The sequence below is a fragment of the Aquimonas sp. genome, from assembly GCF_044377145.1.
Lineage (GTDB): Bacteria > Pseudomonadota > Gammaproteobacteria > Xanthomonadales > Xanthomonadaceae > Aquimonas.
The window spans coordinates 1-23,893 of sequence record NZ_JBILJQ010000025.1 but is presented as its reverse complement, the minus strand read 5'-3'; the positions used below and the strand labels follow the sequence as shown (position 1 = coordinate 23,893).

At 68.1% G+C, this 23,893-nt stretch carries 19 protein-coding genes; 14 read left to right on the top strand and 5 right to left on the bottom strand.

Going from position 1 to position 23,893, the window contains the following annotated elements:
- Nucleotides 1-85: 85 nt before the first annotated feature.
- On the top strand, nt 86-2,296 hold the full coding sequence (locus ACIQ7H_RS09670; protein ID WP_395790824.1) for a hypothetical protein: 2,211 nt from the start codon (nt 86-88) through the stop codon (nt 2,294-2,296).
- A 110-nt stretch (nt 2,297-2,406) separates the two neighbouring features.
- On the top strand, nt 2,407-3,573 hold the full coding sequence (locus ACIQ7H_RS09665) for a glycosyltransferase (protein WP_395790822.1): 1,167 nt from the start codon (nt 2,407-2,409) through the stop codon (nt 3,571-3,573).
- 66 nt (nt 3,574-3,639) lie between these two features.
- On the opposite strand, the gene ACIQ7H_RS09660 is transcribed toward ACIQ7H_RS09665, so the two are convergent.
- Nucleotides 3,640-4,851 carry a glycosyltransferase family 4 protein gene (locus ACIQ7H_RS09660; protein ID WP_395790820.1) on the bottom strand — a complete coding sequence of 404 codons (1,212 nt, stop codon included), beginning with the start codon at nt 4,849-4,851 and terminating at the stop codon, nt 3,640-3,642.
- A 184-nt stretch (nt 4,852-5,035) separates the two neighbouring features.
- On the opposite strand from ACIQ7H_RS09660, the gene ACIQ7H_RS09655 reads away from it, so the two are divergent.
- Both ACIQ7H_RS09655 and ACIQ7H_RS09650 read left to right on the top strand, forming a co-directional pair.
- On the top strand, nt 5,036-6,373 hold the full coding sequence (locus ACIQ7H_RS09655; RefSeq protein WP_395790818.1) for an O-antigen ligase family protein: 1,338 nt from the start codon (nt 5,036-5,038) through the stop codon (nt 6,371-6,373).
- Between the two features lie 91 nt (nt 6,374-6,464).
- On the top strand, nt 6,465-7,661 hold the full coding sequence (locus tag ACIQ7H_RS09650) for a hypothetical protein (RefSeq protein ID WP_395790816.1): 1,197 nt from the start codon (nt 6,465-6,467) through the stop codon (nt 7,659-7,661).
- Nucleotides 7,662-7,764: 103 nt separating this feature from the next.
- On the opposite strand, the gene ACIQ7H_RS09645 is transcribed toward ACIQ7H_RS09650, so the two are convergent.
- The gene (locus tag ACIQ7H_RS09645) at nt 7,765-8,427 is read right to left on the bottom strand and encodes a serine O-acetyltransferase (protein WP_395790814.1); all 663 of its coding nucleotides are present in this window, start codon (nt 8,425-8,427) and stop codon (nt 7,765-7,767) included.
- Between the two features lie 251 nt (nt 8,428-8,678).
- Here ACIQ7H_RS09645 and ACIQ7H_RS09640 point away from each other — a divergent pair, with 251 nt between their 5' ends.
- Genes ACIQ7H_RS09640 through ACIQ7H_RS09630 form a run of 3 tightly spaced genes read left to right on the top strand, consistent with a single transcriptional unit; the run spans nt 8,679 to nt 11,979 of the window.
- Entirely contained in the window at nt 8,679-9,875 is a 1,197-nt protein-coding gene (locus ACIQ7H_RS09640) for a glycosyltransferase family 2 protein (protein ID WP_395790812.1), read from the top strand.
- Entirely contained in the window at nt 9,872-10,969 is a 1,098-nt protein-coding gene (locus ACIQ7H_RS09635) for a Gfo/Idh/MocA family protein (RefSeq protein ID WP_395790810.1), read from the top strand. Before ACIQ7H_RS09640 ends, ACIQ7H_RS09635 begins: the two co-directional genes overlap by 4 nt.
- Complete coding sequence (locus tag ACIQ7H_RS09630; RefSeq protein ID WP_395790808.1) at nt 10,966-11,979, top strand: NAD-dependent epimerase/dehydratase family protein; 1,014 nt, start codon at nt 10,966-10,968, stop codon at nt 11,977-11,979. Before ACIQ7H_RS09635 ends, ACIQ7H_RS09630 begins: the two co-directional genes overlap by 4 nt.
- Nucleotides 11,980-12,005: 26 nt before the next feature.
- On the opposite strand, the gene ACIQ7H_RS09625 is transcribed toward ACIQ7H_RS09630, so the two are convergent.
- Entirely contained in the window at nt 12,006-13,127 is a 1,122-nt protein-coding gene (locus tag ACIQ7H_RS09625) for a glycosyltransferase (RefSeq protein ID WP_395790806.1), read from the bottom strand.
- 230 nt (nt 13,128-13,357) lie between these two features.
- On the opposite strand from ACIQ7H_RS09625, the gene ACIQ7H_RS09620 reads away from it, so the two are divergent.
- Nucleotides 13,358-14,914: an oligosaccharide flippase family protein gene (locus ACIQ7H_RS09620; protein ID WP_395790804.1), complete on the top strand. Its 1,557-nt coding sequence runs from the start codon at nt 13,358-13,360 to the stop codon at nt 14,912-14,914.
- A 101-nt stretch (nt 14,915-15,015) separates the two neighbouring features.
- Complete coding sequence (locus ACIQ7H_RS09615; protein ID WP_395790802.1) at nt 15,016-16,008, top strand: polysaccharide deacetylase family protein; 993 nt, start codon at nt 15,016-15,018, stop codon at nt 16,006-16,008.
- A gap of 103 nt (nt 16,009-16,111) precedes the next feature.
- Here the strand turns inward: ACIQ7H_RS09615 and ACIQ7H_RS09610 are convergent, their stop codons facing one another.
- Nucleotides 16,112-17,455, bottom strand: coding sequence for a hypothetical protein (locus ACIQ7H_RS09610; RefSeq protein WP_395790800.1), 1,344 nt, complete (start codon nt 17,453-17,455; stop codon nt 16,112-16,114).
- A 63-nt stretch (nt 17,456-17,518) separates the two neighbouring features.
- Between ACIQ7H_RS09610 and ACIQ7H_RS09605 the strand changes: the two genes are divergently transcribed.
- A complete protein-coding gene (locus ACIQ7H_RS09605; protein WP_395790798.1) occupies nt 17,519-18,769 on the top strand; it encodes a pyridoxal-dependent decarboxylase, exosortase A system-associated in 1,251 nt (416 codons plus the stop codon).
- Here ACIQ7H_RS09605 and ACIQ7H_RS09600 read toward each other — a convergent pair.
- Complete coding sequence (locus ACIQ7H_RS09600) at nt 18,691-19,893, bottom strand: glycosyltransferase (protein WP_395790796.1); 1,203 nt, start codon at nt 19,891-19,893, stop codon at nt 18,691-18,693. The genes ACIQ7H_RS09605 and ACIQ7H_RS09600 overlap by 79 nt on opposite strands.
- A gap of 236 nt (nt 19,894-20,129) precedes the next feature.
- Between ACIQ7H_RS09600 and ACIQ7H_RS09595 the strand changes: the two genes are divergently transcribed.
- From ACIQ7H_RS09595 to ACIQ7H_RS09580, 4 genes are all read left to right on the top strand, one after another.
- Nucleotides 20,130-20,510: a hypothetical protein gene (locus ACIQ7H_RS09595; protein ID WP_395790794.1), complete on the top strand. Its 381-nt coding sequence runs from the start codon at nt 20,130-20,132 to the stop codon at nt 20,508-20,510.
- Between the two features lie 109 nt (nt 20,511-20,619).
- Entirely contained in the window at nt 20,620-22,656 is a 2,037-nt protein-coding gene (locus ACIQ7H_RS09590) for a tetratricopeptide repeat protein (protein WP_395790792.1), read from the top strand.
- A gap of 284 nt (nt 22,657-22,940) precedes the next feature.
- Nucleotides 22,941-23,414 (top strand): excisionase family DNA-binding protein, encoded by a 474-nt coding sequence (locus tag ACIQ7H_RS09585; protein ID WP_395790790.1) that lies wholly within the window; start codon nt 22,941-22,943, stop codon nt 23,412-23,414.
- On the top strand, nt 23,414-23,893 hold a 480-nt coding region (locus ACIQ7H_RS09580; protein ID WP_395790788.1), incomplete at its 3' end, for a PIN domain-containing protein. The genes ACIQ7H_RS09585 and ACIQ7H_RS09580, both read left to right, overlap by 1 nt.

The following is a 23,893-nucleotide window of genomic DNA, read 5'->3' as shown; positions in this document are numbered from 1 at the left end:
ATTGTTGATCGATTGTGCCAACTGCATCGCGGAACCAAACAGTTAGGGGGCCTAACCTGCGACTGTAAATTTTGGTGGCGCAAACATGACCCATATCCCCAGCTTCATCAGTGTTTGCTTCGCGACCGTTTTGGCTGCCGCGTTCAGCCCGCTGGTCGCCGCCGCCGACGCGCCGGCTCCGCAGTCGGTGGCGCCGCATCCGATCCTGTTCGTGACCCAGGTGCCCATTCCCAACGACTTCGCTGCGATTGGTTCGGTGTTCGCCAACCATCGCGCGACGGTTGCGCTGAGCGGGCGCGGCGGTGATCTGTATATCCGCTACACCGACGGCAGTCTGCGCAACCTGACTCGCGAGGCCGGCTTCGGCAGTGCAGTGGCGTTTCAGGGTTCCAACTCGATCGCCGTACGCGACCCGGCGGTGCACTGGTCCGGCACTCGCGCGGTTTTCAGCATGGTGATTGGCGCGCCCAACGCCCAGTACGGCGCCGACAATTTCTATTGGCAGCTGTATGAAGTTACCGGGCTGGCGCAAGGTCAGACTGTGGTGATGACCCGCGTGCCCAACCAGCCCGCCGATTTCAACAACCTGATGCCGACCTACGGTTCCGACGGCAGCATCATTTATGTCTCTGACCGCAGCCGCAGCGGCGAGCGTCACCTGTACCCGCAGCTGGACGAGTACGAATCCACGCCCACCGTGACCGGCCTGTGGAAGCTCGAAGCCGGCGCCAGCCAGCCCCGTCTGCTGGAGCACTCGCCCAGCGGTTCGTTCGATCCCTTGGTGGATGCCGCCGGCCGCGTGCTGTTCTCGCGCTGGGATCACCTGCAGCGCGATCAGCAGAACGAAAGCGCCGGCAATACCTTCGGCACCTTCAATTACAGCTCGGAAGCGGCCAACGCCGCCCGCACCACCGACCGCAGCGAGCACTTCCCGGAGCCGCGCATCGCAGCCGCGGGGGCGACGGTGTCGGGCCTGCGCTTCAATCACTTCTTCCCGTGGCAGATCAATCAGGACGGCACCGCACCCTTGACTCTGAATCATCTGGGCCGACATGAGCTGCACAGCTACTTCACCCGCAGTCTCACCAATGACACCAACCTGCGCGACTTCACCCCGGCGGGCGGCAACGCCTATCGGCTGGAGAACGTCCTGCAGATGGTCGAAGACCCGACCCAGACTGGGCGCTTCTACGCGGTGAATGCACCGGAATTCGGCACCTTGAATTCGGGCCAGATCATCCGCTTCACCGCCGGCCTCACGCTCAATCCCGACCAGATCCGGCTGGAATCGATCACTCACCCCGCGACCGGCACCACCACCGTGAATGCAAACAACAGCGGCCACTATCGCAACCCGCTGGTGCTCAGCGATGGCAGCGTGGTGGTCTCCCACGCCACCGCCCAGGGCGCGGCCATCAATACCGGCACCCGTGCGGCGCCCGGGTCCAATCACATGTTCCGGCTGGCGCGCCTGGTGACCGGCAGCAATGGCTTCCAGACCGGGACCAGCCCGCTGACCGGCACCCAAGGCATCAGCCGCCGCGTCGAGTACTTCGATCCGGACGTGCGGGTGATCTACGACGGCCCGCTGTGGGAGTTGGGTGCGGTCGAGGTGCGGGCGCGTCCGGTGCCGCCGTCCACCCAGGCCAGCATGGAAGGGCCCGAGACTGCGGCGTTCCAACAGGCGGGGGTTGATCTGAACGCGTTCAAGCAGTACCTGCGCCAGCGCAACCTCGGCGTGCTGGTGATGCGCGATGTCACCACCCGCGACCGCGCCGACAAGCAGCAGCCGTTCAATCTGCGCGTGGCCGGTAGCGGCCATCAGAACCCGCCTACCCCAACCGGCGCGGTCTACACGGTCGGCCACATGCAGTTCTTCCAGGCCGACCAGATCCGCGGCATCACCTTCGGCGGCAGCAACCCACGCCCGGGTCGACGCCCGCTGGCGGTGCCGATGCACGATGCCAACGCCACCGCGCTGAATGGCACCAACCCTGGTGGCCCGGTCGCAAGCGTGCCGGTGGCGGCCGATGGTTCAGTCGCGGCCTTCGTTCCGGCCAGCCGCGCCCTGGTCTGGCAGAGCACCGACCCGGCCGGCCAGCCGGTGGTGCGCGAGCGCTACTGGGTGTCGGTGCAGCCGGGTGAAGTGCGTGCCTGCGACGGCTGCCACGGCGTCAACACCGCCAGCCAGTCCGGCCAGGGCGCCAGCACCCAGGTGTCAGCGGCATTCGTGCAGTTGCTCAACCGCTGGCGCGCCGAAAACGCCGACCTGCTGTTCAGCGACGACTTCGAATAAGAGCCAGCGCAGAGCCCGCAGCGATGCCACAGCGCGGCGGCTGACGTGCATCGCTAACATGTCGCGCTTCGGCGGCCGCAGCGGCTGCCGCCTCTCAAAGCCGGCCACGCATGCCCCGAATCGCCCTGATCACCCCGATGCTGCCGCTGCCGCGCGACGCCACTCGCGGCCGCTACATCCATGAAACTGCGCGGTCCTTGGCCCGCCTGACCGAGGTCAAAGTGTTCCACGTCAGCGCGCGCTATCCGCGCGTTCCGGGGCTGCAGCCGCGCAGCTACGTCGATGTCGAAGTGCCCGCGCAGTTCGATCTCGACGGCATCGACGTCGAAGCCCTGCAATACCTGGCCTTGCCGGTCCTGTCGCGGGTTGCCAACCCCTTGAGCATCCTTCGAGTGCTGCTGCCGCGTCTGCGGGCGTTCAAGCCCGACCTGGTGCTGGCGTACTGGATCTATCCGGATGGGGCCGGCGCGCTGCTCAGCGCGCGCGCCCTCAGTGTGCCGGCGGTGCTGGGCGCGCTCGGCTCGGATATCCACGTGCGCGCCGGGCTGATGCAGCACCTGACCCGCTGGACCCTGCAGCGCGCCGACGCCGTACTGACCGTCAGCGAGGCGATGCGAGCCACCAGCATCCGCGATTTCCGCATGCCGCTGGAGCGCGTGCACACGGTCATCAATGGCATCAACACCGCAGTGTTCCGACCGCAGCCACAGGCCGAGGCCCGCGCCGCGCTGGGCGTCGATGCACACCTGAAGCTGATCACCTATGTCGGCCGCTTCGTGGTCGCCAAAGGCCTGCGCGAACTGCTGCAGGCCTTTGCCGCCCTGTACCGCGAGGACGCGCGTCGACGGTTGGTACTGGTCGGTGACGGCGTGATGCGCGCCGAACTGCTGCAGCTGATCGAGTCCCAGGGCCTGCGCGACGGCGTGCTGCTGCCGGGCGCGCTGGAACCCGAAGCCGTTTCGCGCTGGGTCGCCGCCTCCGATGTGCTGACCCTGCCGAGCTGGTCCGAGGGCTATCCGAATGTGGTGGTCGAGGGTATCGCCTGCGGGCGACCGGTGGTCGCCACCGATGTCGGCGGCACCCGCGAGATCATCGATGCCAACAGCGGGCTGCTGATTCCGCCGCGCGATCCCGCCGCACTTGAAGCAGCGCTGCGGGAAGCCCTGCAGCGCGACTGGGACCACGCCGGCATGGCCAGCCGCATGCGCCGCAGCTGGGACGATGTCGCCGCGGACACCTTGCGCGTGTGCAAAGAAGTGCTCGCGGCGCCGCGATAAACACCTGCAGGCCGGAACCGGCTCGGGCCCGCCTCAACGCGGATCGCGTCCCCGCGTCGCGCGGGGTCAGACGCTGCGCTTGGCGATCAGCTCGGCCCGAAAACTGAGCAGCTGCAGGATGTTGTGGCGCCACTGGCGCTCGGCGGCGATGTACGCGCGCGCCGCCTGGCCGACGCGGCTCAGGCTGGCCCGATCGCGGCTGCGTTCCAGCACCGCCTGCACGGCGGCATCGAGATCGCCAGCCTTGAACATCCAGCCGGTGTGGTCCTCCACCAGCACCTCGCGGATCGGCTCGAAATCCGGCGCGATCGGCGGGATTGCGCAGGCCATGAACTCGAACAGCTTGACCGGCGAGGTGTAGTCGCCCGCGCTCGGCAGGATCGCCATGTCCATCGCCGCCAGCAGGCCGGGCACGGCGTCATGCGGTACGCGCCCGGTCAGCACGATGCGATCGCTGAGGCCGCGCTCCTCCACGTACTGCTTCATGGCCGGATAGGTGGCGCCATCGCCGACCAGCAACAGCTTCAGCTGGGCATCGTCGGCCAGGCGCTCGGCGATGCGATGCACGAAGGCGTCGATCGCATGCCAGGGCACGAAGGCGCCGAGGTAGCCGCAGACCACGCTGCCCTCGAGCTTCAGGCGCTGGCGGGCCTCGTCGCGCTGCTCGTCGGTGAAGCTGAACTTGTCGATGTTGGCGGCATTCGGGGTGATGATCGCCGGCGCGATCTCGCCATGCGCAGCGCGCGCGCGGTCGCGGAACACCGCCGAGACGAACACCAGACCGTCCGCACGTCGATACACCCAGCGCTCGATCCAAGTCGCCAGCCGCAGGAAGAACAGCGGTCGGACCCGATACACGGTGGCGGAGTCGTTGACCTCCAGGATGATCGGGATCTTCTTCAGGCGCGCGATCCACACCGTAATGAACATGAACAGTGAATAGCGCTCGTAGATCAGGCCGACATCGCGGTGCGCGCGCAGGTAGCTCAGGATCCGCCAGCCGGCGACGGCGTTGTAGGCCAGCTCGGCCAGCTCGAACAGCGGCTCTGGCAGCTTCGACACCCAGCGCATGTAGCTGCGCGCCTGCTGGGTCGGTGACATCGCCTTGGGGCTGACATAGGGGTCGGCGCCGGGCAGACTGATGATGTCGACGTTCACACCTTCTGCGCGCAGGGCATCGGTGACCCCGCGGATATGCACGCCTTCCACCGCCTTGCCTTGGGTGCGATGGTGGTAAAGCACGCGCGTCACTTTGCCCGGATCCTGCTGCTCGGCCATGATTTGGAACGTCCCGATTGCATGAAAGAGAGTGGCAATCGGCAGCCCCGGACCGGCAATCTGCGAACTTGCGCACAGTGTCAAGGCGCGGATTCTGACAGACCGCGAAAAGAATGCCAGCCCGGGCTCCGCTATCATCGGCGCGCCCGCGCCCGCCGCCCCCACTGGAACCGCTGAACACCCGATGGCTTTCGCCCTGTTCCTGCTGTACGTGGTGTTCACCTTCCTGCGTCCGGTCGACCTGTTCGCCCCCGATCTCGCCCATCTGCGGCCGATGCTGTGGCTGTGGCTGCTGGCTTTTCTGTCGGCAGCGCTGACCGCCATGTCGCGGCGCGAGATCGCCGCGCCGCCGGTGTACCTCGGCCTGCTGCTGGCCTTCACGGTGGCGATCGGGTTGTCGCTGGTGGTCAACGGCTGGGCAGGCGGGGCGATGGTGGCGGTCGGCGACTTCAGCACCTCGGCCCTGCTTCTGGTGCTGGCCTGCCTGAACATCACCAGTTTGCGTCGGCTGCAGCTCACCCTCACCACCGTCGTGCTCAGCATGCTGACGGTGGCGGCGCTGGCGGCGAACGCCTTCCACACTGGCTTCCGCGCCGATGAACTGGTGCTGCGGCAAGGCACCGGCGACGAGGCCGACCTGCTCAGCGCCGGTTTCAACGGCGTGCCGGCCGACGACAGCAGCGGCCTGTTCCTGTGGCGGGTGCGCGGGCTCGGCATCCTGAATGATCCCAATGACCTCGGCCAGGCCATCGTGATGGTGCTGCCCCTGCTGCTGCTCGGCTGGCAGCAGCGCCGGCTGATCCGCAACCTGCTGTTCATCGCCGCGCCGACCGCCCTGCTGCTCTACACGCTGTACCTGACCCATTCGCGTGGCGCCATTCTGGGCGTCGGCGCGATGATGCTGATGGGCCTGCGGCGGGTGATCGGCACCTTCAAGACCGGCCTGCTGGCGGCCTTCGGAGGAATCGGCGTGCTCGCGGTCGGGTTTGGCGGCGGGCGCGAATTCTCGACCCAGGAAGCCTCGGCAGGCCAACGTATCGACGCCTGGTACGACGGCCTGCAGATGTTTCGTGGCCAGCCACTGCTGGGCGTAGGCTATGGCAACTTCACCAACTTCCACGACCTGACCGCACACAACTCCTTCGTGCTGTGCTTCGCCGAACTCGGCGCGATCGGCCTGCTGCTGTGGGTGGCCCTGCTGCTGATCCCGTTTCGCGAGCTTGGCCAAGTGTCCGAGCGCAGCGGCCGCGGCAGCCGCGAGGCCGCAGTCGCTGAAGCCCTGCGCACCTCGATGGTCGGCTTCATGGCCTGCGCCTGGTTTCTGTCGCGCACCTACCAACCGCTGCTGTACCTGCTGCTGGCGCTATGCATCAGCGCGGCGTGGTCGGCGCGCCGTGCTGCGGCCCACAGTGGGGACGGGCCTTGGCCCGCGGTGCCCTGGGCCGCCCCCACGGTTGGCGCTGCATTCGCCAGCGTGCTGATGGTCTACGCTTTCATCGTGATCGAGCGCTCAACCGGATGAGCCCGCCGCCGTACCTTTATCGCGCTCAACCCCGCTGCGCCGCTCTCGAATCGCCGCTGCCGCCCACCACCGCCGTCCTACCGGAACTGCAATGAACTTCCTGATCCTGCTGCTGCTCGGCGCTGCGATTCTGGCCCTGCTCGGGCTTGCCGGCGTGCTCTACCTCGCCCATCGCCGCCACATCCTCGGCTGGCTGACCAGCTATCTGCGCCAGGACTGGCGTGCCCCGGCACCCGCAGGCACCACCCGCCATCTGATGTTCTGCTTCGTCGACCACTACGAGCCCGGCTGGACCCAGCCCAGTTACGCAACCGAATGCGCGCGCGTGGCGCGCTGGCGCCGCGACTATCCGCTCCTGTGCGAAGGCCACCGCGATGCCGACGGCCGTCCGCCGGTGCACAGTTTCTTCTACCCGGAAGAAGAGTACCGGCCAGAACATCTGGACTCGCTGGTCGAACTCTGCCGCATGGGCCTGGGTGAGATCGAAATCCACCTGCACCACGACAACGATACCGAGGCCAACCTGCGCGCCAGCCTGCAGCGCTTCACCCGCACCCTGGTCGATCGCCACGATGCGCTGCCCGTCGATGCCCGCAGCGGCCAGCCGCTGTGGTCCTTCATCCACGGCAACTGGGCGCTGGACAACTGCCATCCCACCGGCTTCGGCTGCGGCATCAACAACGAGCTGATCATCCTGCGCGAAGAAGGCTGCTACGCCGACTTCACCTACCCCTCCGCACCCGACCCCTGCCAGACCCGCACCATCAACCAGATCTACTACGCCACCGACAACCCGACCCAGCCGAAGTCGCACGACACCGGCGAGCGCGTGCGGGTCGGCGGCAAGGCGGTCGGTGATCTGCTGCTGGTGCAGGGCGTGCTTGGACTCAACTGGCGCAAGCGCAAATTCGGCCTGATCCCGCGGATCGAAAACTCCGACATCCGCGCGGTCAGCCCGCCCGACCCGGCGCGAATCGACGACTGGGTCAACTGCGGCATCCATGTGCAGGGCAAGCCGGAATGGATCTTCGTCAAGATCCACACCCACGGCACCCAGGAGCGCGACATGGACACCCTGCTCGGCCCGGCCATGGCGCGCGCCTTCGAGCACCTGGAGTCGAAGTACAACGACGGCACCGACTGGAAACTGCACTACGTGAGCGCGCGGGAAACCTACAACATCATCAAGGCCGCCGAAGCCGGCGAAACCGGCGAGCCCGGCGCATACCGCGACTACCTCATTCCGCGGCCGGGGTATGCGGCGCGGGAGGCGGTGGCGGCCACTTGACCAGCCGAGGGCCTGCAACCAAGGCCGATACACCACAGCGCTGAGGCAGCGGCGAACAGCGCCGTGCTCGGGGCGGGTGCAGTGAGGTCAGCTTACCTGCGGCCTAGCCCGGCTTTTTCGCCAGCACCCGCGCCGGCACGCCGACCGCCGTCTCGCCTGCGCCAACATCTTTCAGCACCACCGCATTGGCGCCGATCCGTGCGCCGTTGCCGAGGCTGACGCCGCCGATGATCTTGGCGCCGGAGCCGACGAAGATGTCGTCGCCGAGGGTGGGGAAGGCGCCGCGGTTTTCGCCGATGACGACGCTGCTTTCCAGCCAGACGTTGCGGCCGCCGCGGACCGAGGAATTGATCACCACGCCGATCGGGTGAATCAGCACGAAGCCCGGGCCGAAGCGGGCGCGCACGCCGATCACGCAGCCGTTGATCCACTTGTTCAGCAGGTGTGGGATCAGCGCCAGCACGCCGAGGCCGATGCCGGCCAGGCCGGACTGGATCCGGTAGAGCACCACCGCGAGCGTGCCGTCGGCCAGCACGGCGCGGGCGAAGGAGCAGGTCTGGCCGTGCTGGCAGTACAGGGTCTGTTTGGCGCGCAGGTCATCAAGCAGGATCACGCGGAACTCCAAGCTGGGGTGGGGTGGGGCGGTCGTCAGGTCAACGGTGTGAGCCGGGCTGATTGTCCGTTCCGGTCGGACCACAGCACTCCGGGCCTCGCCTGCCGCTGACCGCGTTCGGTGACGCCGTGGGCGAGGAAAGCGCTCGGCCATGCCAGATCCGACCGGAGTCGACTGCGCCAGACACAGACACAGAGCCGGACCGACCAGCCCGACTCGTCTCTACCGACCCGCCTCGACCGCAAGCTGAGCCGCCTCAAGCTCACGGCGCTCCGCATCCAGCATTCGCAGCGCCGATATCGGTAGCCGCCAAACTGTGAGCTGGCGCAAGTTTCCCTATACTGCCGCCCCGTCGCGCTGCGCGCCAGCCGACTTCCGATCACACCGCTGGAGACCCGTCCCAGGTGAGTACCGCTCTTGCCCTGCTGGCCTTCGCCTGTATCGGTGCGGTGGTCTATTCCTATGCGGTGTATCCGCTGCTGCTGATCGCGCTGGGCGGGCTGGTGCAGCTGTGGCGTGATCTGCGCTTCGTGCTGGGCAAGCGCGAGCGCCGCGCCACCAAGGCGAGCGAGCTGCCGGCGGTGACGGTGCTGATCTCCGCCTTCAACGAGGAGCGCTGTATCGGCGAGCGGATCGAGAATCTGCTGGCGCTGGACTACCCGCGCGAACGTCTGCAGATCCTGATCGGTTCTGACGGCAGCCGCGATCGCACCGCCGCGATCATGGCCGAGGTCGAGGCCGCCTATGCCGACCCGCGGCTGACGTGCCTGGCCTTCGAGCACAACCGCGGCAAGGCCAATGTGCTGAATGATCTGGCCGCGCGCGCGCAGTCGCCGATTCTGGTGTTTTCGGATGCCAACACCCTGTTCGAACCCGCGGCGCTGCAGGCGCTGGTGCGCCACTTCGAGCGCCCGCAGGTCGGCTGCGTCAGCGGTGAGCTGCAGCTGTTCGGCAGCGGCGGCGACAACCAGGACGGCCTGTACTGGCGGGTCGAACAGCTGCTGAAATTCTTCGAGAACCGCATCGGCGGCCTGCTCGGTGCGAACGGCGCGATCTACGCGATCCGCCGCGAGCTGTGGCGGCCACTGGCGGCCGATACCATCTGCGACGACTTCTGCGTGGCGATGAATGTGGCCGCGGCAGGCAGTCGCATCGTGTACGAGCCGGCAGCGCGCGCGCGCGAGGAAATGCCGGCGCGGATCGCCGAGGAATACAAGCGCCGCATCCGCATCGGCATCGGCAATTTCCAGGCGATGTTCCGCCACCCCGAATACCTGCTGCGCAGCGGCCCGGCCACGGCGTTCGCGTACGTGTCGCACAAGCTGCTGCGCTGGGTCGCGCCGCATCTGTTGATCCTCGGCCTGCTCGCCTCGCTGCTGCTGGCCACGCAATCAGGGTTCTGGCTGATCGCAAGCCTCCTGCAGCTGGCCGGCTACGCGCTGTCGGCGCTGTGCTGGTGGCGCAGCCGCGCTGGCGGACGACTGCCGGGTCCGCTGAAAATTCTCGCCTTCCTGTTCGCCTTGAACTGGGCTTTCCTGATCGCCTCGCTGCGCTTTGCCAGCGGGCGTTTTGCCGCCACCTGGACCAGCACGCCGCGATGAATACCCCGCACAACTCTGCGCCGCGACTGCGCGCCGCCATCGTCGGCTGCGGCAAGATCGCCGACGCTCACGCCGAGCAGATCCGCGCAGTCGGCCGGGCCGAGCTGGTGGCCGTCTGCGACCGCGAACCGCTGATGGCCGAGCAGCTGTCGCTGCGCTTCGGCGAGCCCGCGCAGTACACCGATCTGGGCGCGCTGCTGGCGCAGCAGCGGATCGACGTGCTGCACGTGGCGACGCCGCCCGGCGCACATCTGCCAATCGCGCGCCAAGCCCTCGCTGCCGGCTGCCACGTGTTCATGGAAAAACCCTTTGCGCCGACCGCGCCAGAGGCGGCCGAGATCCTCCGCCTTGCCGCGCAGGCCGGGCGCCAGATCGGGGTCAACTATCTGTACAACTTCGAGTCGCCCGGGCTGCAGCTGGAGCAGCTGCTGGCGACGCAGGCGCTCGGTGAGCCGGTGCACTTCGATGTGGCCTATGGCTACAACCTGGCCGGCGATTATGGTGTGGCGGTGATGGCGGACCCGGCGCACTGGGTGCACAGCTTGCCGGGCAAGCTGTTCCACAACGTACTCGATCATGTGCTGGCCAAGGTGGTCGCGCATCTGGGCGATGACTTCGCGCTGGAGCTGCAGGCCTTCCGTCGCCGCCCGGCCAGCGGCAACCCGGTGCTGGACGCGCTCAACGACGAGCTGCGGCTGCTGATCCGCAGCGGCGATGTCACCGTATCGGCGCTGGTGAGTGCGCACGGCCGGCCAGTCGCGCACAGCCTCAAGGTGATCGGCACCCGCGACAGCGTTGAACTCGACTACGCCTGCCGCACTCTTGTACGCAGTGCGCGGCAGTCGCAGCCCAGCGCGGTGGGGCGGCTGTTTCCGCCGTGGGTGCAGGCGCTGCGTTCCGCTGGCAATGGCGCCCGCAATGCGCTGGGTTTCGCGCGTTCGCGCTTCCACTTTTTCGAGGGCATGCGCGTGCTGCTGGGGCGCTTCTACGACGCGGTCGAGGGCCGTGGTCCTGCGCCGGTGGCGCCGGCCGACATCCTGCGCGTGTGCCGGATCATCGATGCCATCGTCGTCAAGCTGGAGCGACCGCTATGAAGATCCTGCTCACCGGTGCCGGCGGGTTTCTGGGTCAGCGTCTGGTCTACAGTCTGGCGATGGCCGGTGCGACTGTGCTGCGTCTGCACTATCGACGCCTGCCCAGCGCCGCGCAGATGGACGCGCTGCGCGCCGAACTGGCCGGCTGCGAGGTCGAGTTCCGCGCCGCCAATCTGACCGGGCGGGCCGAGCTGCCGGCCCTGGTCGAGGGCGTCGACTGCATCGTCCACGCCGCCGCCGGCATGCGCGGCGCGGCCGCCGACATGTTCGCGAATACCGTGGTCGCCACCCGCAATCTGCTGGATGCCGCGGTCGCTGCGAAGGTTCGGCGCTTCGTGCTGGTCAGCTCGTTCGCGGTCTATCGCACCGCCGAGCTGGCCGACGGCGCCAGCGTCGACGAGCACACGCCGCTGGAGGATATAGGCCTCGGCAAGGGCGCCTACGGTTTCGCCAAGACCCGTCAGGAGCAGCTGTTCCAGCGCTACCGGCGCGAGCACGGCTTCGAGGGCATCGTGCTGCGCCCGGGGGTGATCTACGGGCCCGGTGGCGGTGCGCTGTCGCCGCGGGTCGGGCTCCGCGCGATGGGCGTGTTCTTCGCCCTCGGCGGCAGCGTCACCTTGCCGCTGACCCACGTCGAGAACTGCGCGGATGCGATCGCGTTGGCGGCGCTGAAGGCCGCGGATGGTTCCAGCTTCAGCGTGGTCGATGACGATCTGCCGAGCTGCGCAGGCTATTTTCGCGAGTACCGCCAGCACGTGGAGCGCATGCACTGGCTGCCGATGCCGAAGTTCGCGTTTCGTCTGGGTGCGCGGCTGCTGGAGCGCTACCACCACTATTCGAAGGGCCAGCTGCCGGCGGTATTCACGCCTTACCTGGTGCGTTCGATGTACCGCGATTTCCGTTACTCCAACGCGGCTCTGAAGGCGCTGGGCTGGCGACCGCGGGTGGCAACCGTCGACGGCATCGATGGCTTCTTCGCCCATCTCGCGCGCGAAGCGGGCCGCACATGAACGTCGCTGCGAAACAGCGTTTGCCCTCAGCCGGCGCCGGCCTCGGCATAGAGCCGAGCGTAGGCATCGACCACGGCCTGCATCGAGGCCTCGCGTTCGGCATAGGCGCGTGCGGCGGCACCGAGGCGTGCGCGTTCGGCCGGGTCGGTGGCCAGCTGCAGCAGCAGGCTGCGCAGCGCCTCGCCATCGTTGTTGCCGAACAGGCGACCGTTGACGCCGTCGCAGATGATCTGCGGATTGCCGCCGACCGCGCTGGCCACGATCGCGCAGCCGCTGGCGCAGGCTTCGAGCAGGGCGATCGACAGGCCTTCGGTGGTCGAGGGCAGGCAGAACACATCGAAACCCGGCAGCAGCATCGACACATCGCTGCGGCCACCGGCGAACAGGACCTGGCCGAGTACGCCGAGATCGGCCGCGCGCGCTTTCAGCTCGGTCGACAGCGGACCATCGCCGACCAGCACCAGGCGCAGTTCGGGCACGGTTGCGCGCAGCGTCGGCAGCTGAGCCAGCAGCAGGCTGTGGTTCTTCAGCGTTACCAATCGACCGACGCAGCCGATCACGAACTCGCCGGGCGCAAGCCCGAGTGCGGCGCGCGCCTGTTCGCGCGCGGACGCATCGGTTCGGAAGCGTTCGACTGGAATGCCATTGCGCATCGCCACCGCCTTGGTCGCCGGTACCACGCCGAGCCCGATCAAGGCCTCTCGTGCGGCCGCGCCGACGGTCGCAACGCGACCGCTGCGCAGCAGGCTCAGCCGGTACAGCCAGCGCAGGCGCCGCTGGCCCAGACGCGCGCCCATGTTGTGGCAAGTGTTCACCAGCGCCACGCCGGTACCGAGCACGCCGAGCGCGGCGTAGTAGCTGGGCACGAAATCATGGCTGTGCACGACCTCGATGCCGCGCGCGCGGATCAAAGCGCGCAGCTTTCGCACCATGGCGAGATCCAGCCCGCTGCGCTTGCCGCCAATCAGTACCGCGATGCCGGCCGCCTCCAGCACGCCGCGGAAGCCCGTCGTCTCGACCAGGCTGAACACCGCGACCCTATGGCCGGCCGCCTGCTGGGCGATTGCCAGATCACACACGAAGCGCTCCAGCCCGCCGGTTTCCAGGCTGTCGACGATGTGCAGAATCCGGGTGAACGCAAGGGGCATGCGCGGCAGGCGAGGAGAACGCGAGGCCGCGATGCTAGCAGCCTGTCGGACCTTGGGGGTCGAAGCGAATTTCGACTGCGCGAGCGCAGCCCTTCGATGATTGGCAGGCCGAGTGGGCGCTCGGCCAGGGATCGGCGCAGCGCTGACCGCGCAGGTGGATCTGCCGCCCAGCCAAGCGAAGCCCGACAGGCTGCCTGCGCAGCCGCGCGCACGTCGGCGCGAGCGCGCCCATGAGTGCGGCCTTCGGACGCGTCGCCGCCCTGCGCGGCGCCCTGCTGATGACCGGCTCGACCTATGTCGTGTACGCGCTGGGTCTGGTCGTCAGCGCGCTGATCGCGCGCGACATCGGGCCAGAGGACTTCGGCCGCTACGCCTATCTGGTGTGGCTGGCCGGCATGCTCGGCATGTTCGCCAACAATGGCCTGACCACCACCGGCATCCGTTTCGTGTCGGAATCCTTGGGCCGCGACCAGCCCGATAGCGCCGCCCAGATCCACGGCTGGCTGTGGCGGCGCCAGCTGCTGTGCCTGCTGGCGGTGGCGGCGCTGTACCTGATCTCGCTGCCGCTGTTCGAACGCAGCGGCTGGCTCAGCACCGAGCTGCCGCTGTTTGCCGCGGTGGTGCTGCTCAGCATGTTCGGCAAGAGCAGCTTCATCTTCTTCATCTCGATGGCCAAGGGCTACGGTCGCTTCGGCATCGAGGCCTCGACCACCGTTGGCCTGGGCCTGTTGAACGCCGCCGCGGTGGCGCTGCTGGCCTGGTATGGAGTCGGCCTGCATGCCTACCTCGCCGTGTTCACCGTGACCAGCCTGGCCTTCGGCGTGCTCGGCCTGTGGATGAGCCGTCGCGCCGGGCTGCGCCCGCGGCGCGGCCTGAGTGATCCGGCCCTGCTGGCGCGTCTGCGCAGTCACCTGTGGTGGACGGTGCTGCTGGTGTTGACCGCCGCACTCAGCAACAAGGCGGTGGAAACCTGGCTGCTGAACGCGCTGGTCGGTGCTACCGAGGTTGGCTTCTTCGCGATCGCTACTGCGCTGACCCGCGGCGGCGTCGATCTGCTGTCGGCCGGGTTGACCACGGTGCTGATGCCGATGATGGCGCATGCCTACGGCGCCGCCGGTATCGAGCAGGTCAATCGGGTGCTGTCGAACTCGGTGCGGATCTTCCAGTTCTTCGGCCTGCTGCTGGCCGGCGCCGGCGCGCTGGCCGCCGATCTGGTGGTGCACCTGATGTATGGCGAGGCCTATGCGCCGGTGGCCGAAGTGTTCCGCTGGATGGTGATCATCGGCGGGCTCACCCTGAGCGAAGGCGCCTTCGGCGCCCTGCTGTCAACTACCGATCACCAGCGCCTGCGCGCTTTCTTCGCGACTGCCTCGATCGTCATCACCGCCGTCTTCGCCCTGGTACTGGTGCCGGAGTACGGCCTGATGGGCGCGCTGTGGGCGCACGTGGCCTCGCGTCTGATCGTGTTGGTGCTGCTGGTGCTGGGCGTGCGTCAGCTGCTGCGGGTCAGCCTGCCGTGGCGCGAACTGCTGCGCCTGCTGCTGGCGGCGCTGCTGGCGGCGGCGCCGGCGCTGACGATCGCCCTGCTCTGGCCCGACCCGTGGTCGCGCTTCGGCGCCGGCGTGCTGTATGCGCTGCTGTACATCGCGCTCAGCCTGCTGCTGCGTGGTTTTCAAAGCGACGATATCGAAACCCTGCAGGAAGCTCTGCAGCGCAAACCGCGGCTGCAGGCGCGGCTGGGCCCGCTGCTGCAGGCCCTGGCTGCGCGGCTGCGGAGGCCGGGCTGAGTCGCTGTGGCGGTCAGGCCGCAGCGCGCCGGCTTGGGTGAGAACATGCGTGAAGGGGTGGGACAGTGCCTGCCGCTGACCAGGTCGAAAGGAGACCTGCAATGAAACGAGAGTTGTTGGCGAAACTGCTGGCGCGCAGCAAGGCATTGAAGCTGCTGAGGCCACTGCGCGCGCGCGGCCTGTTGGCATTGAACTACCACCGGATCGCCACCGCGCTGCCGGAGTACTGCGATCCGGATCTTCTCAGCGCCAGCGCCGATGCCTTCGAGGCGCAGGTCAAGTTCCTGCGCCAGCACGCCGAGCTGATTGTCCCGGCGGAGATCGAAGATGCCCGCCGTGACCGCCGCAATCGACATGTGCTGATCACCTTTGACGACGGCTATCGCGACAACTACGACAACGCCTTTCGCATTCTGAAGGCGCACGGTGCGCGGGCAACTTTCTTCATCGCCAGCGACTACATCGATCATCCGCGCCTGCCCTGGTGGGACGCCATTACTGCCCTGGTGGGGAGCACGGTGGTCGAGCGCATCGAGCTGCCGGAGTTCGGGCTGGCGCCGCTTTCGCTGGCAGGCCCGGAGCGCGCCGCCGCGGTGCGACAGCTGTTGAGTCTGTACAAGGCGCTGCCGCTGGCCCGCGCCAAGGCCCTGCTGGCGACGCTGCAGCAGCTGCCGGGCGCTGATTTGCCGGACGCGCGCTCGCAGTGGATGGACTGGGTTCTGCTACGCGCCATGCATGTCGCCGGCATGGCGATCGGCGGCCACACGATGCACCACCCGGTGCTGGCGCGACTGTCGCGCGCCGAGCAGCAGGCCGAGATCGACGGCTGCGCAGCGCGCCTGCGCAGTGAGCTCGGCATCGACATGCACTGCTTCGCCTATCCGGTCGGCAAGCGCGATTCGTTCAATGCCGACAGCCGCGACGCCCTGCGCGCGGCTGGCGTGCGCTATGCGTTCTCCTACTACGGCGGCTTCCACGGCCTGCGCACCGACGACGATCTCGACATCCGCCGCGAGCCGATCGAACCCCACGTCAGCCCCGAATTGTTCAGCGCCATCTGCACCCTGCCGCAGATCTTCTGCCGCGAGCGTTGACGGCGGGCTCGCCGCCGGGGCGGCGGCCGCCTGTCGCAGTCGCGGCGATCTGAGCGTCAGGCGGCCAGGGCAGCCGTGCCAGCCGCTGTGAGTCGGCGTTTGCTCACTCCGAGCCCGTGCTCTCGAACGCGCCGATATCGATCCGCGCATCGACGGCGCGCACGCTGGCCGAACCGGCCGCCTCGACCACCCCGCGCGGTGGCTGGCGGGTCGGTGGAAACAGCGTTGCGCTGATCTCGAAGCCGGGCGCGCTGACGGCGTCGCCGCCAGCATCACGCAGCTCGGAATCGGCGCCTGGACGGAAGTCGCTGGCGGCCACGTTGACGAAACCCGGCTCATCGCCTTCGGTGGTGTCGGTCCAGCCGTCGGGAATGTAGCCGGCGCCCTCGCTGATCCAGTTGTGGCTGCCGTGCAGACGCGGCGCGCCGCCGACCCATTGCGCGTCGCCGTCGCTGTACACGCGGAACACGCCGTCGGTGTTCACCAACACGTTGTTGTGTGCCTCCAGCGCCTCGATGCCGTCGAACAGGCGGAATACGGTGCTGACGCCGCCCTGCCCGGGGCGCACCACCGTGTTGTTGACGAAGCGGTAGCGGCCCTGGCTTTGGCCGGTGCCGTCGCCGCCGAGCCGGAACACCGAGCCGAACTCGCCATCGTGGACGATCACATTGCCGACCACGTCGGAATCCTCGCGCGCGCCGCTCTGCGTGGCGCCGCCGGAGGGGTCCGGGCCGATCAGTTCGAGGCTGTGGTAGTAGGCGCCCTGCAGCCAGTTGTAGTGGATCTCGTTGCGCTCGGCGCGGCTCTTGATCAGATTGCCGCCTTCGCCCGAATCGCCGTAGCGGCTGTCGCGCACCACGCTGTGGCGCAGCCGGAAGACGCTGCCCGGGAACGCGCGCTGATCGGTCGCCATGTAGATCGCGTGGTGGTAGGTGTCGCTGCCGGCGTTGCGGATTTCCGAATACTCGATGGTCAAGGATCCGGAGTCATTGTCGGCGCCGAGAATGCCGTGCATCGGGCAATCGCGCACCAGCACATCGCGGATCAGCAGATCGTTGGAGTGGTGGAACACGCAGCGGGTGGTGCCGTCGTCGACTGAGCCGACCACCTCGAAGCTCTCGAACACCACGTGGTTGGCCAGCCGGAATTCGATCGTGCTGGTGCCGCCGCGCAGGATCGGCCGCGCGCCGTTGACCCGCAGCCCGCGCAGCACCACCGGCGAGCCCGCGGCGCCGCCGTGCTGCGGGCGCAGGATCACATTGCCCGGATACTCGACGCCGCCGTCGACTTCAACCACGTCGCCGGGGGCGAAATCGGTGACATCCAGCAGTGCCTGCAGGTGGGTGAACTCGCGGCCGGGGCCGACCTGGTGCACCGCCGCCTGGCTGCTCAGCGGCAGCAGGATCAATGTCGCCAGCCGCCACGATGCTCTCAACAAGACGCGCATATCGGATACTCCTGTTTGGACCAGCGCGCATGCTAACCGTGATGCGCATCGCAGGAGTTTCTTTTGAGCACGTCGCTACTCGAACAGCCCTGGAATCAGGCCCAGCCCTGGACGCTGGACCCGGCCGGCGAACTGCTGATCGCGGGCCAGCCGCTGTCGCAGGCGGTGGCGGCGGTCGGCCACACCCCGTGCTACCTGTACGACCGCAGCCGTATCGATGCGCGCGTTGCGCAACTGCGCGCCGTGCTGCCGCCAGCGCTGCGCCTGCACTACGCGGTGAAATGCAACCCGATGCCGGCCGTGGTCGGCCACCTGGCGCGGCTGACCGACGGCCTCGATGTCGCCTCGGTCGGCGAACTGCGGGTGGCGCTGGATGCCGGCGTCGATCCCCGGCACCTCAGCTTTGCCGGGCCGGGCAAGTCGGATCGCGAACTGCAGCAGGCGCATGCGGCCGGGATTCTGATCAACCTCGAATCCTTCCGCGAGCTCGATGCCCTGAGCGCGGCGAGTGAGCGCTCGGGCCGTGCCGCACGGGTGGCAGTGCGGGTCAACCTGCCGTTCGAGCTGAAGGCCTCCGGCATGCGCATGAGTGGTGGCGCCAAGCAGTTCGGTGTGGACTCCGAACAGGTGCCGGTGCTGCTGCAGGCGATTGCCGAACGCGGCCTGGCCTTCGAGGGCTTTCACCTCTACGCCGGCTCGCAGAACCTCAAGGCCGCCGCGATCGTCGAGTCGCAGACGCGCTGCTACGAGCTCGTCTGCGAATGGGCCGAGCAGCTGCCGGCCCCGCTGCGCAGCCTGAACCTCGGCGGCGGCTTCGGCATTCCCTACACGCCGGCCGAGGCGCCGCTTGAGCTGGCGCCGATTGCGGACGCGCTGGCGGCGCTCAGCGCGCGCTGCGCGGTCGATTTCCCGCAGGCGCATCTGCTGCTGGAGCTGGGCCGTTATCTGGTCGGCGAGGCGGGTGTGTACGTCACCCGCGTGATCGACCGCAAGCAGTCGCGCGGGCAGGTGTTCCAGGTCTGCGACGGCGGCATGCACCATCACCTGGCGGCCTCGGGCAACTTCGGTCAGGTGATCCGGCGCAACTATCCGCTGATGGTCAATGCGCGGCCGGGGGACAGCGAAATCGCCAGCGTGGTCGGCCCGCTGTGCACTCCGCTCGATCTGCTGGCCGACCGCATGGAATTGGGTATCGCTGAGCCGGGCGATCTGATCGTGGTGTTCCAGTCCGGCGCCTACGGCAAGACCGCCAGCCCGCGCGAGTTTCTGGGGCATCCGGAAGTCGCCGAGGCGCTGCTCGGCGTTTCGGCCTGAGGATCATCGTCGAGCAGGCCCAGCACGCGCCGCGCCAGCACGTCCGGGTGCAGGTGGGCGCGGTAGTAGGCGTGGTTGGCTGCCGCCATCGTGTCGGCCTCTGCCGCATCGTCGAGCAGGCGGGTCGCCTGGGCCACCAGCGCATCGGCGCTGTCGAAGCCGAGATAGTGGCGGCCCGCCGCGAAACCGCCCGGGATCACATGCTGCGGGGGCTCGGCCAGCACCGGTTTGCCGAAGGCGAGGTACTCGGCCAGTTTCCAGCCGTTTGAATCGTGCAGGCCGGCGGTGCTGACCGCGATCGAACGCTGCCGCAGCAGCCCCATATAGGCCGCCCGGCGAGCGGCATCCGGCGGGCACAGCAGCCGTTCCTCGCACTGGCTGCGCGCGAACGCACTCGGCGCGATCCCGCCCAGGAATGCCTCCGGCAGGGCATCGCGCAGTCGGCGCACGCATTCGATCCGATACGCGTTCAGGCGTGCCCAGGCCGCCGCCTTGTCGGCGGACGGCGCCTCGGCCGGGTCCCACAGCCGGGTCTGGAACAGCACGGTCCGATAGCCGCCGGGCTCGGGCGCCTGCTCGCACTGCGCCAGCCGCGGCAGGATGAAGCGGTCTGGAAACAGGCGGTCCAAACGCAGCAAGGCCGCGGTATGCCAGCGCCATTGCGCAGGCTCGAAATGAAGGCCTCGGCGCAGCAGCAGCGTGTCGCTGGCGTCGTCGTGCACGGGATAGTTCAGGCCCAGCGCCCGCAGCTTGGGATAGCGCTTCAGGTCCTCAGCGCGGGCGCTGCGCTTGAAGTAGGCGTCACACCAGGCCATGCCGCTCAGGCAGACCTCATGGCTGTCGTGGAAATCCAGGTACAGCCGGCGGCCGTCGCCGAGGATGCAGCGGCAGTGCACCTGTTCGGCATCACGCAGGTGTGCGCCGTGCTGTTCGTAGTCCGGCACCGGTGCGCTGCCGAATTGCTGCCGCAGGCGGATCTCGCCGCTGCGATGCAGGCGGCGCAGGGCAGTGAACCACTGCTGCAGATGCGGCCGGTTCGACCACACTTCGAGCTGGACCGGCAGGGCGGGCGCGGAAGTCGGGTTCGCAAACATCGGCGCGGCAGCGTCCAGGCGAGGGGTCATGAAGATCCGCGGAAGGCTGCGCGTCGGCGCAGCACTGCAGTGGGCGCGCAGCCTACCGCGAGGCCCGGGCCAGACACCAGCACGCGATTTCGCGCGGCCGCCCTTTTTGCGTCCAGACCCGGCGCAGCAGATCAAGACCGAAAGCCCGATCATCATCGGCGATCACGCCGCGCACTGGCATCATGTAGGTTCAGCGGCTGCGGCGGCGCCGCTTCCCGAGTGACATGAGAACCGCGATGGACAATCCCTATGCTGCGCCGGCGAGCACGCCAAGCACCCAGGCCGATGCCGGGGGAACGGGCCTCGGCTGGCTGACCGCGGGCCTGCTGTGCGCGGTTGTCACAGCGGCAATGCCGACACTCGTGCTGCCAAATTTCGCTTCGGTGTTTGATGCGTTTGGCGCTGACCTGCCGCTGCTGACCCGGTGGCTGCTGCGCTATCACCTGCTGCTGTGGGCGCTGCCCTTCGCATTGCTGGCGCTTCGCTTCGCTGGCCGCGATCCGCTGCAGCAGTCGAAGCGGGTGTTTCTGATCGGCTTGTCCAGCTTGCCGGTGATGCTGGTGGCCATGCCGGTGCTGATTTACTGGCCGATCTTTCAGCTCGCAAGGGCGGTCTAGCAGGTGCACCCGTGAACACGACCCCTTGCGAGAGAATTCTCGACCCCTCGCCGCTGAAGGCCGCAAGCCGCGCCAATGCGCGACTGCACTGCCATAACGGCTACGCCGCATGAGCGCGCTCGAGCAAGCCAAAGCTATGTTCCTGCAGGCGCTGGAGCACCATGCGCGCGAGCGCCTGCCCGAGGCCGAGGCGCTGTACCGACGGGCCCTGCAGCTGGCGCCGGACCGGGTCTCGGTGCTGTTCAATCTGAGCATCATCCTGATGCGCACCGGCCGCACCCATGAAGCCCGCCAGCGGGCTGAGCGCGCACTGCAGCTTGATCCCAGCTGCACCGAGGCGCTGTCGATTCTGGCCGAGCTGCAGCGCGAGCGGCAGGGCCCCGAGCAAGCCCTGGCCGAGGTCGAGCGGGGGCTGCAGCAGTGGCCGGACGAGCCCGATCTGCTGCTCCAGCGCAGTGCCCTGCTGGCCGACCTGGGCCGCTTCCCAGAGGCCTTGGCAGCGAGCGCGGTCGCCCTGAGTCGGCGGCCCGGGCATGCCCCTGCGCTGACCCACCAGGCCCTGCTGAACGCGGCCGTGGGCAACACCGATGCGGCCCTGAACGAACTGCGCGTCCTGCTGCAGACCGATCCCCAGTACCTGCCCGCTGCCGAAGCCTGGGTGCGGCTGTTGCTCAAGCATTTGGCCGAGCAACCTGAGATCGTCGGCTTCGAGCCCGAAGCCAGCCTGATGGCGCGCGCCCTCGACGCGCCCTGGGCGGCGCCGCGCCAGCTGCTGCCAGCGGCCTGTCGCTTGCTGCGGGCCGATCCACGAGTGGCGGCTTGGATCGATCGCGTAGCTGCGGCCTGGCCGGAACAGCTGCCGACACGCAGCCTGGCCGATCTGCGGCTGGGCCCGGCGATCTTCGGGCAGCCGCTGCTGCGCGCTCTGCTGCGCCAGCCGCTGATTCCCGACAGTGCCATTGAGCGCCTGCTGATCAACCTGCGCAGCTGGCTGCTGCAGCGTGCCGAAGACAGCAACGATATCGCCTGGTCGGAGCCGCAGCTGGCCTTCCACTGCGCGCTGGCGGCGCACTGCCTGCGCAATCGCCACGCCTACCCGCAATCCGATGCTGAACACGCCCAAGCCCTGCGCCTGCGTCACCGCCTGCTGCATGCAATCGACAACGATCAGCCGATCCATCCGGCCTGGCTGCCGGCGCTGATCGCCTGCCTGCCGCTGGCCAGCCTGCGCGACGCCAAGCGCCTGCAGGAGCGCAGCTGGCCGGTGTCGGTGCAGGCCCTGCTCAGCTTCGCGCTGGCCGATGCGGCCACCCTGCTGCCGAGCCTGCGCTGGACCCGCGCCAGCTGCAGCCCGCGGCCGCTGAGCCTGCCGGATTACCTGCTGGAGCGGCGCGGCCAGGCGCATACCGGTGCGCTGCCCGGTGTGCCAAATCCTCGGGTACTCGCGCTCGGCTGCGGCGCCGGGGAATGGGCCATCGAGCTGGTCCAGCGGGTGTATGGCGCCCAGGTGCTGGCGCTCGATCCCGACCCCGACTGCGTGGCGGCGACGACCGATCAGGCCCAGCGCCTGCGCCTGCCGCAGCTGCGCTGTGCCCAGGGCGGCCTGGCCCAGGCCGGCGCCGGCGGCTACACCCTGATCGACAGCGGACGCAGCCTGCTGGTCGATCCGCGCCCGCTGGCACAGCTGCCGGAACTCAAGCGCTGGCTGGCACCGCTGGGCCTGCTGCGGATCCGGCTTGCCTCCGGTCGTCTGCGCAGCGCCCTGCGTGCGGCCCGCGTGCACCTCGCCGAAGCCGGACTCGGGCCCAGCCCCGACGACCTCCGGCGCGCCCGCGAACTGATCCTGGCCCTGCCCGAGTCCGATCCCGCCCGTGGCGTCAGCGCAGTCGCCGAGTTCTACGCACTGGGGTCGTGCCGCAGCCTGCTGTTCGAGTACGAGGCCAGCGCGCTCGATCTGCGTGGCCTGGCCACACGGCTGCAGTCCGCCGGCCTGCGCTTCCGCGGCTTCGAGCTGGACCCCGACGAACGCGCCGTGCTGGCCGCAAGCCCCTCGCCGCCAGCGGATCTTCAGGCGTGGGCGGAGTTCGAGGCTGCGCAGCCTCGTGCGTTTACGAGCTTGTATACCTGTTGGGTTGGCTTGGGTTGAGGCCGTCAGCTTGGGGCAACTGGACCGCAGGTCCTGCTTCCAGGGTGCCAGTCGCTTCCGAGCCGGCCTGCACGAGACCCCGCGTTTCCAGAAGCTCCACTTGTCCGCGCGGAGGCCGGTCGGCAGCCCGGCGTGCGCATAGGGACGGCGCTGGGTGGGTATGGGCGCACTTATGCTGCCTTTGCGTTGCAGATAGTGCATTTGATGCATATATTGCGATTGATAAAATGCCCTCGACACTGCAAACGCAGTGAGTGTCTGGCGCATCTTTCAAGGAGAACATCATGTCGAGTACTCAAGAGCCCACCCGCCGTTCCAAGCGCCCCGAGTTGAGTCCGGAGGAACTTGAGATGGCTCGCGTTGCGCATCGTTGCATCGCTGAGTCGCTGGATCGAGCCCGAGCGGCCACGATTGGCCTCACCAGTGATGAGGGCGAGATGCCTTCCGTGGATCTGCCACCCAGCGCGCTGCGCCTGATCGGGGAAGTCCTGGGACAGCTCAGCGAGCGCAGGGCGGTGACGGTGGTGTCGGCCAAGCTAGAAATGACGACCGTGGAGGCGGCCAGCTATCTCCACGTGTCCCGCCCGTTCTTGATCCGCGAGATCGAGGCAGGCCGTCTACCTCACCGAATGGTGGGTAGCCATCGTCGCGTGCAGTTCGATGATCTACATGCCTACAAACTGCAGATGCTGGCCGGCCAGAAGGACGCTCTGAGACAGATCGCCGAGAATGCACGCGACCTCGGTCTGGAGTACTGATGGCTGGGCATGCGCGCTACACCGCGGTACTGGATGCCTGCGTGCTCTATCCCGTTTGTGTGGCCGACGCCCTGATGAGCATGGCGGTAGCAGGGCTGTATGCGGCTAAATGGACGGTAGCGATCGAGCAGGAGTGGATCCGAAACCTGGAGCGCAGCAGGCCCGAGCTTGCCGGCAAACTGGATCGTCGGCGTGCTCTGATGCGCGATGCCAACCCCGACTGGGAAGTGCCCGAAGCCTCCTGTATCGCGATCGCGGCAGGCTTGGTGCTGCCTGACCCCGACGACGCACATGTCCTGGCTGCGGCGATCGCGGGTCACGCTGATTGCATCGTGACGTATGCGTCCGCCCAAGCCACCTACCGCTTCCCCACTCGCCGTGCTGAGCCTCAGTTGCAGATCGGCGCCCAGCCCTCGATCGGCAGCAAGCTGTCGATGTCGCGGTTGCGCGTGGTCGGCAGTCGGGTGAGTACGTCGATG

What these genes read in the sequence shown, in the direction of transcription:
- ACIQ7H_RS09670 (WP_395790824.1), top strand. Translation starts at nt 86, where the DNA reads ATGACCCATATCCCCAGCTTCATCAGTGTTTGCTTCGCGACCGTTTTG.
- ACIQ7H_RS09665 (WP_395790822.1), top strand. Translation starts at nt 2,407, where the DNA reads ATGCCCCGAATCGCCCTGATCACCCCGATGCTGCCGCTGCCGCGCGAC.
- ACIQ7H_RS09660 (WP_395790820.1), bottom strand. Translation starts at nt 4,851, where the DNA reads ATGGCCGAGCAGCAGGATCCGGGCAAAGTGACGCGCGTGCTTTACCAC.
- ACIQ7H_RS09655 (WP_395790818.1), top strand. Translation starts at nt 5,036, where the DNA reads ATGGCTTTCGCCCTGTTCCTGCTGTACGTGGTGTTCACCTTCCTGCGT.
- ACIQ7H_RS09650 (WP_395790816.1), top strand. Translation starts at nt 6,465, where the DNA reads ATGAACTTCCTGATCCTGCTGCTGCTCGGCGCTGCGATTCTGGCCCTG.
- ACIQ7H_RS09645 (WP_395790814.1), bottom strand. Translation starts at nt 8,427, where the DNA reads ATGGCCGAGCGCTTTCCTCGCCCACGGCGTCACCGAACGCGGTCAGCG.
- ACIQ7H_RS09635 (WP_395790810.1), top strand. Translation starts at nt 9,872, where the DNA reads ATGAATACCCCGCACAACTCTGCGCCGCGACTGCGCGCCGCCATCGTC.
- ACIQ7H_RS09630 (WP_395790808.1), top strand. Translation starts at nt 10,966, where the DNA reads ATGAAGATCCTGCTCACCGGTGCCGGCGGGTTTCTGGGTCAGCGTCTG.
- ACIQ7H_RS09625 (WP_395790806.1), bottom strand. Translation starts at nt 13,127, where the DNA reads ATGCCCCTTGCGTTCACCCGGATTCTGCACATCGTCGACAGCCTGGAA.
- ACIQ7H_RS09620 (WP_395790804.1), top strand. Translation starts at nt 13,358, where the DNA reads ATGAGTGCGGCCTTCGGACGCGTCGCCGCCCTGCGCGGCGCCCTGCTG.
- ACIQ7H_RS09615 (WP_395790802.1), top strand. Translation starts at nt 15,016, where the DNA reads ATGAAACGAGAGTTGTTGGCGAAACTGCTGGCGCGCAGCAAGGCATTG.
- ACIQ7H_RS09610 (WP_395790800.1), bottom strand. Translation starts at nt 17,455, where the DNA reads ATGCGCGTCTTGTTGAGAGCATCGTGGCGGCTGGCGACATTGATCCTG.
- ACIQ7H_RS09600 (WP_395790796.1), bottom strand. Translation starts at nt 19,893, where the DNA reads ATGACCCCTCGCCTGGACGCTGCCGCGCCGATGTTTGCGAACCCGACT.
- ACIQ7H_RS09595 (WP_395790794.1), top strand. Translation starts at nt 20,130, where the DNA reads ATGGACAATCCCTATGCTGCGCCGGCGAGCACGCCAAGCACCCAGGCC.
- ACIQ7H_RS09590 (WP_395790792.1), top strand. Translation starts at nt 20,620, where the DNA reads ATGAGCGCGCTCGAGCAAGCCAAAGCTATGTTCCTGCAGGCGCTGGAG.
- ACIQ7H_RS09585 (WP_395790790.1), top strand. Translation starts at nt 22,941, where the DNA reads ATGTCGAGTACTCAAGAGCCCACCCGCCGTTCCAAGCGCCCCGAGTTG.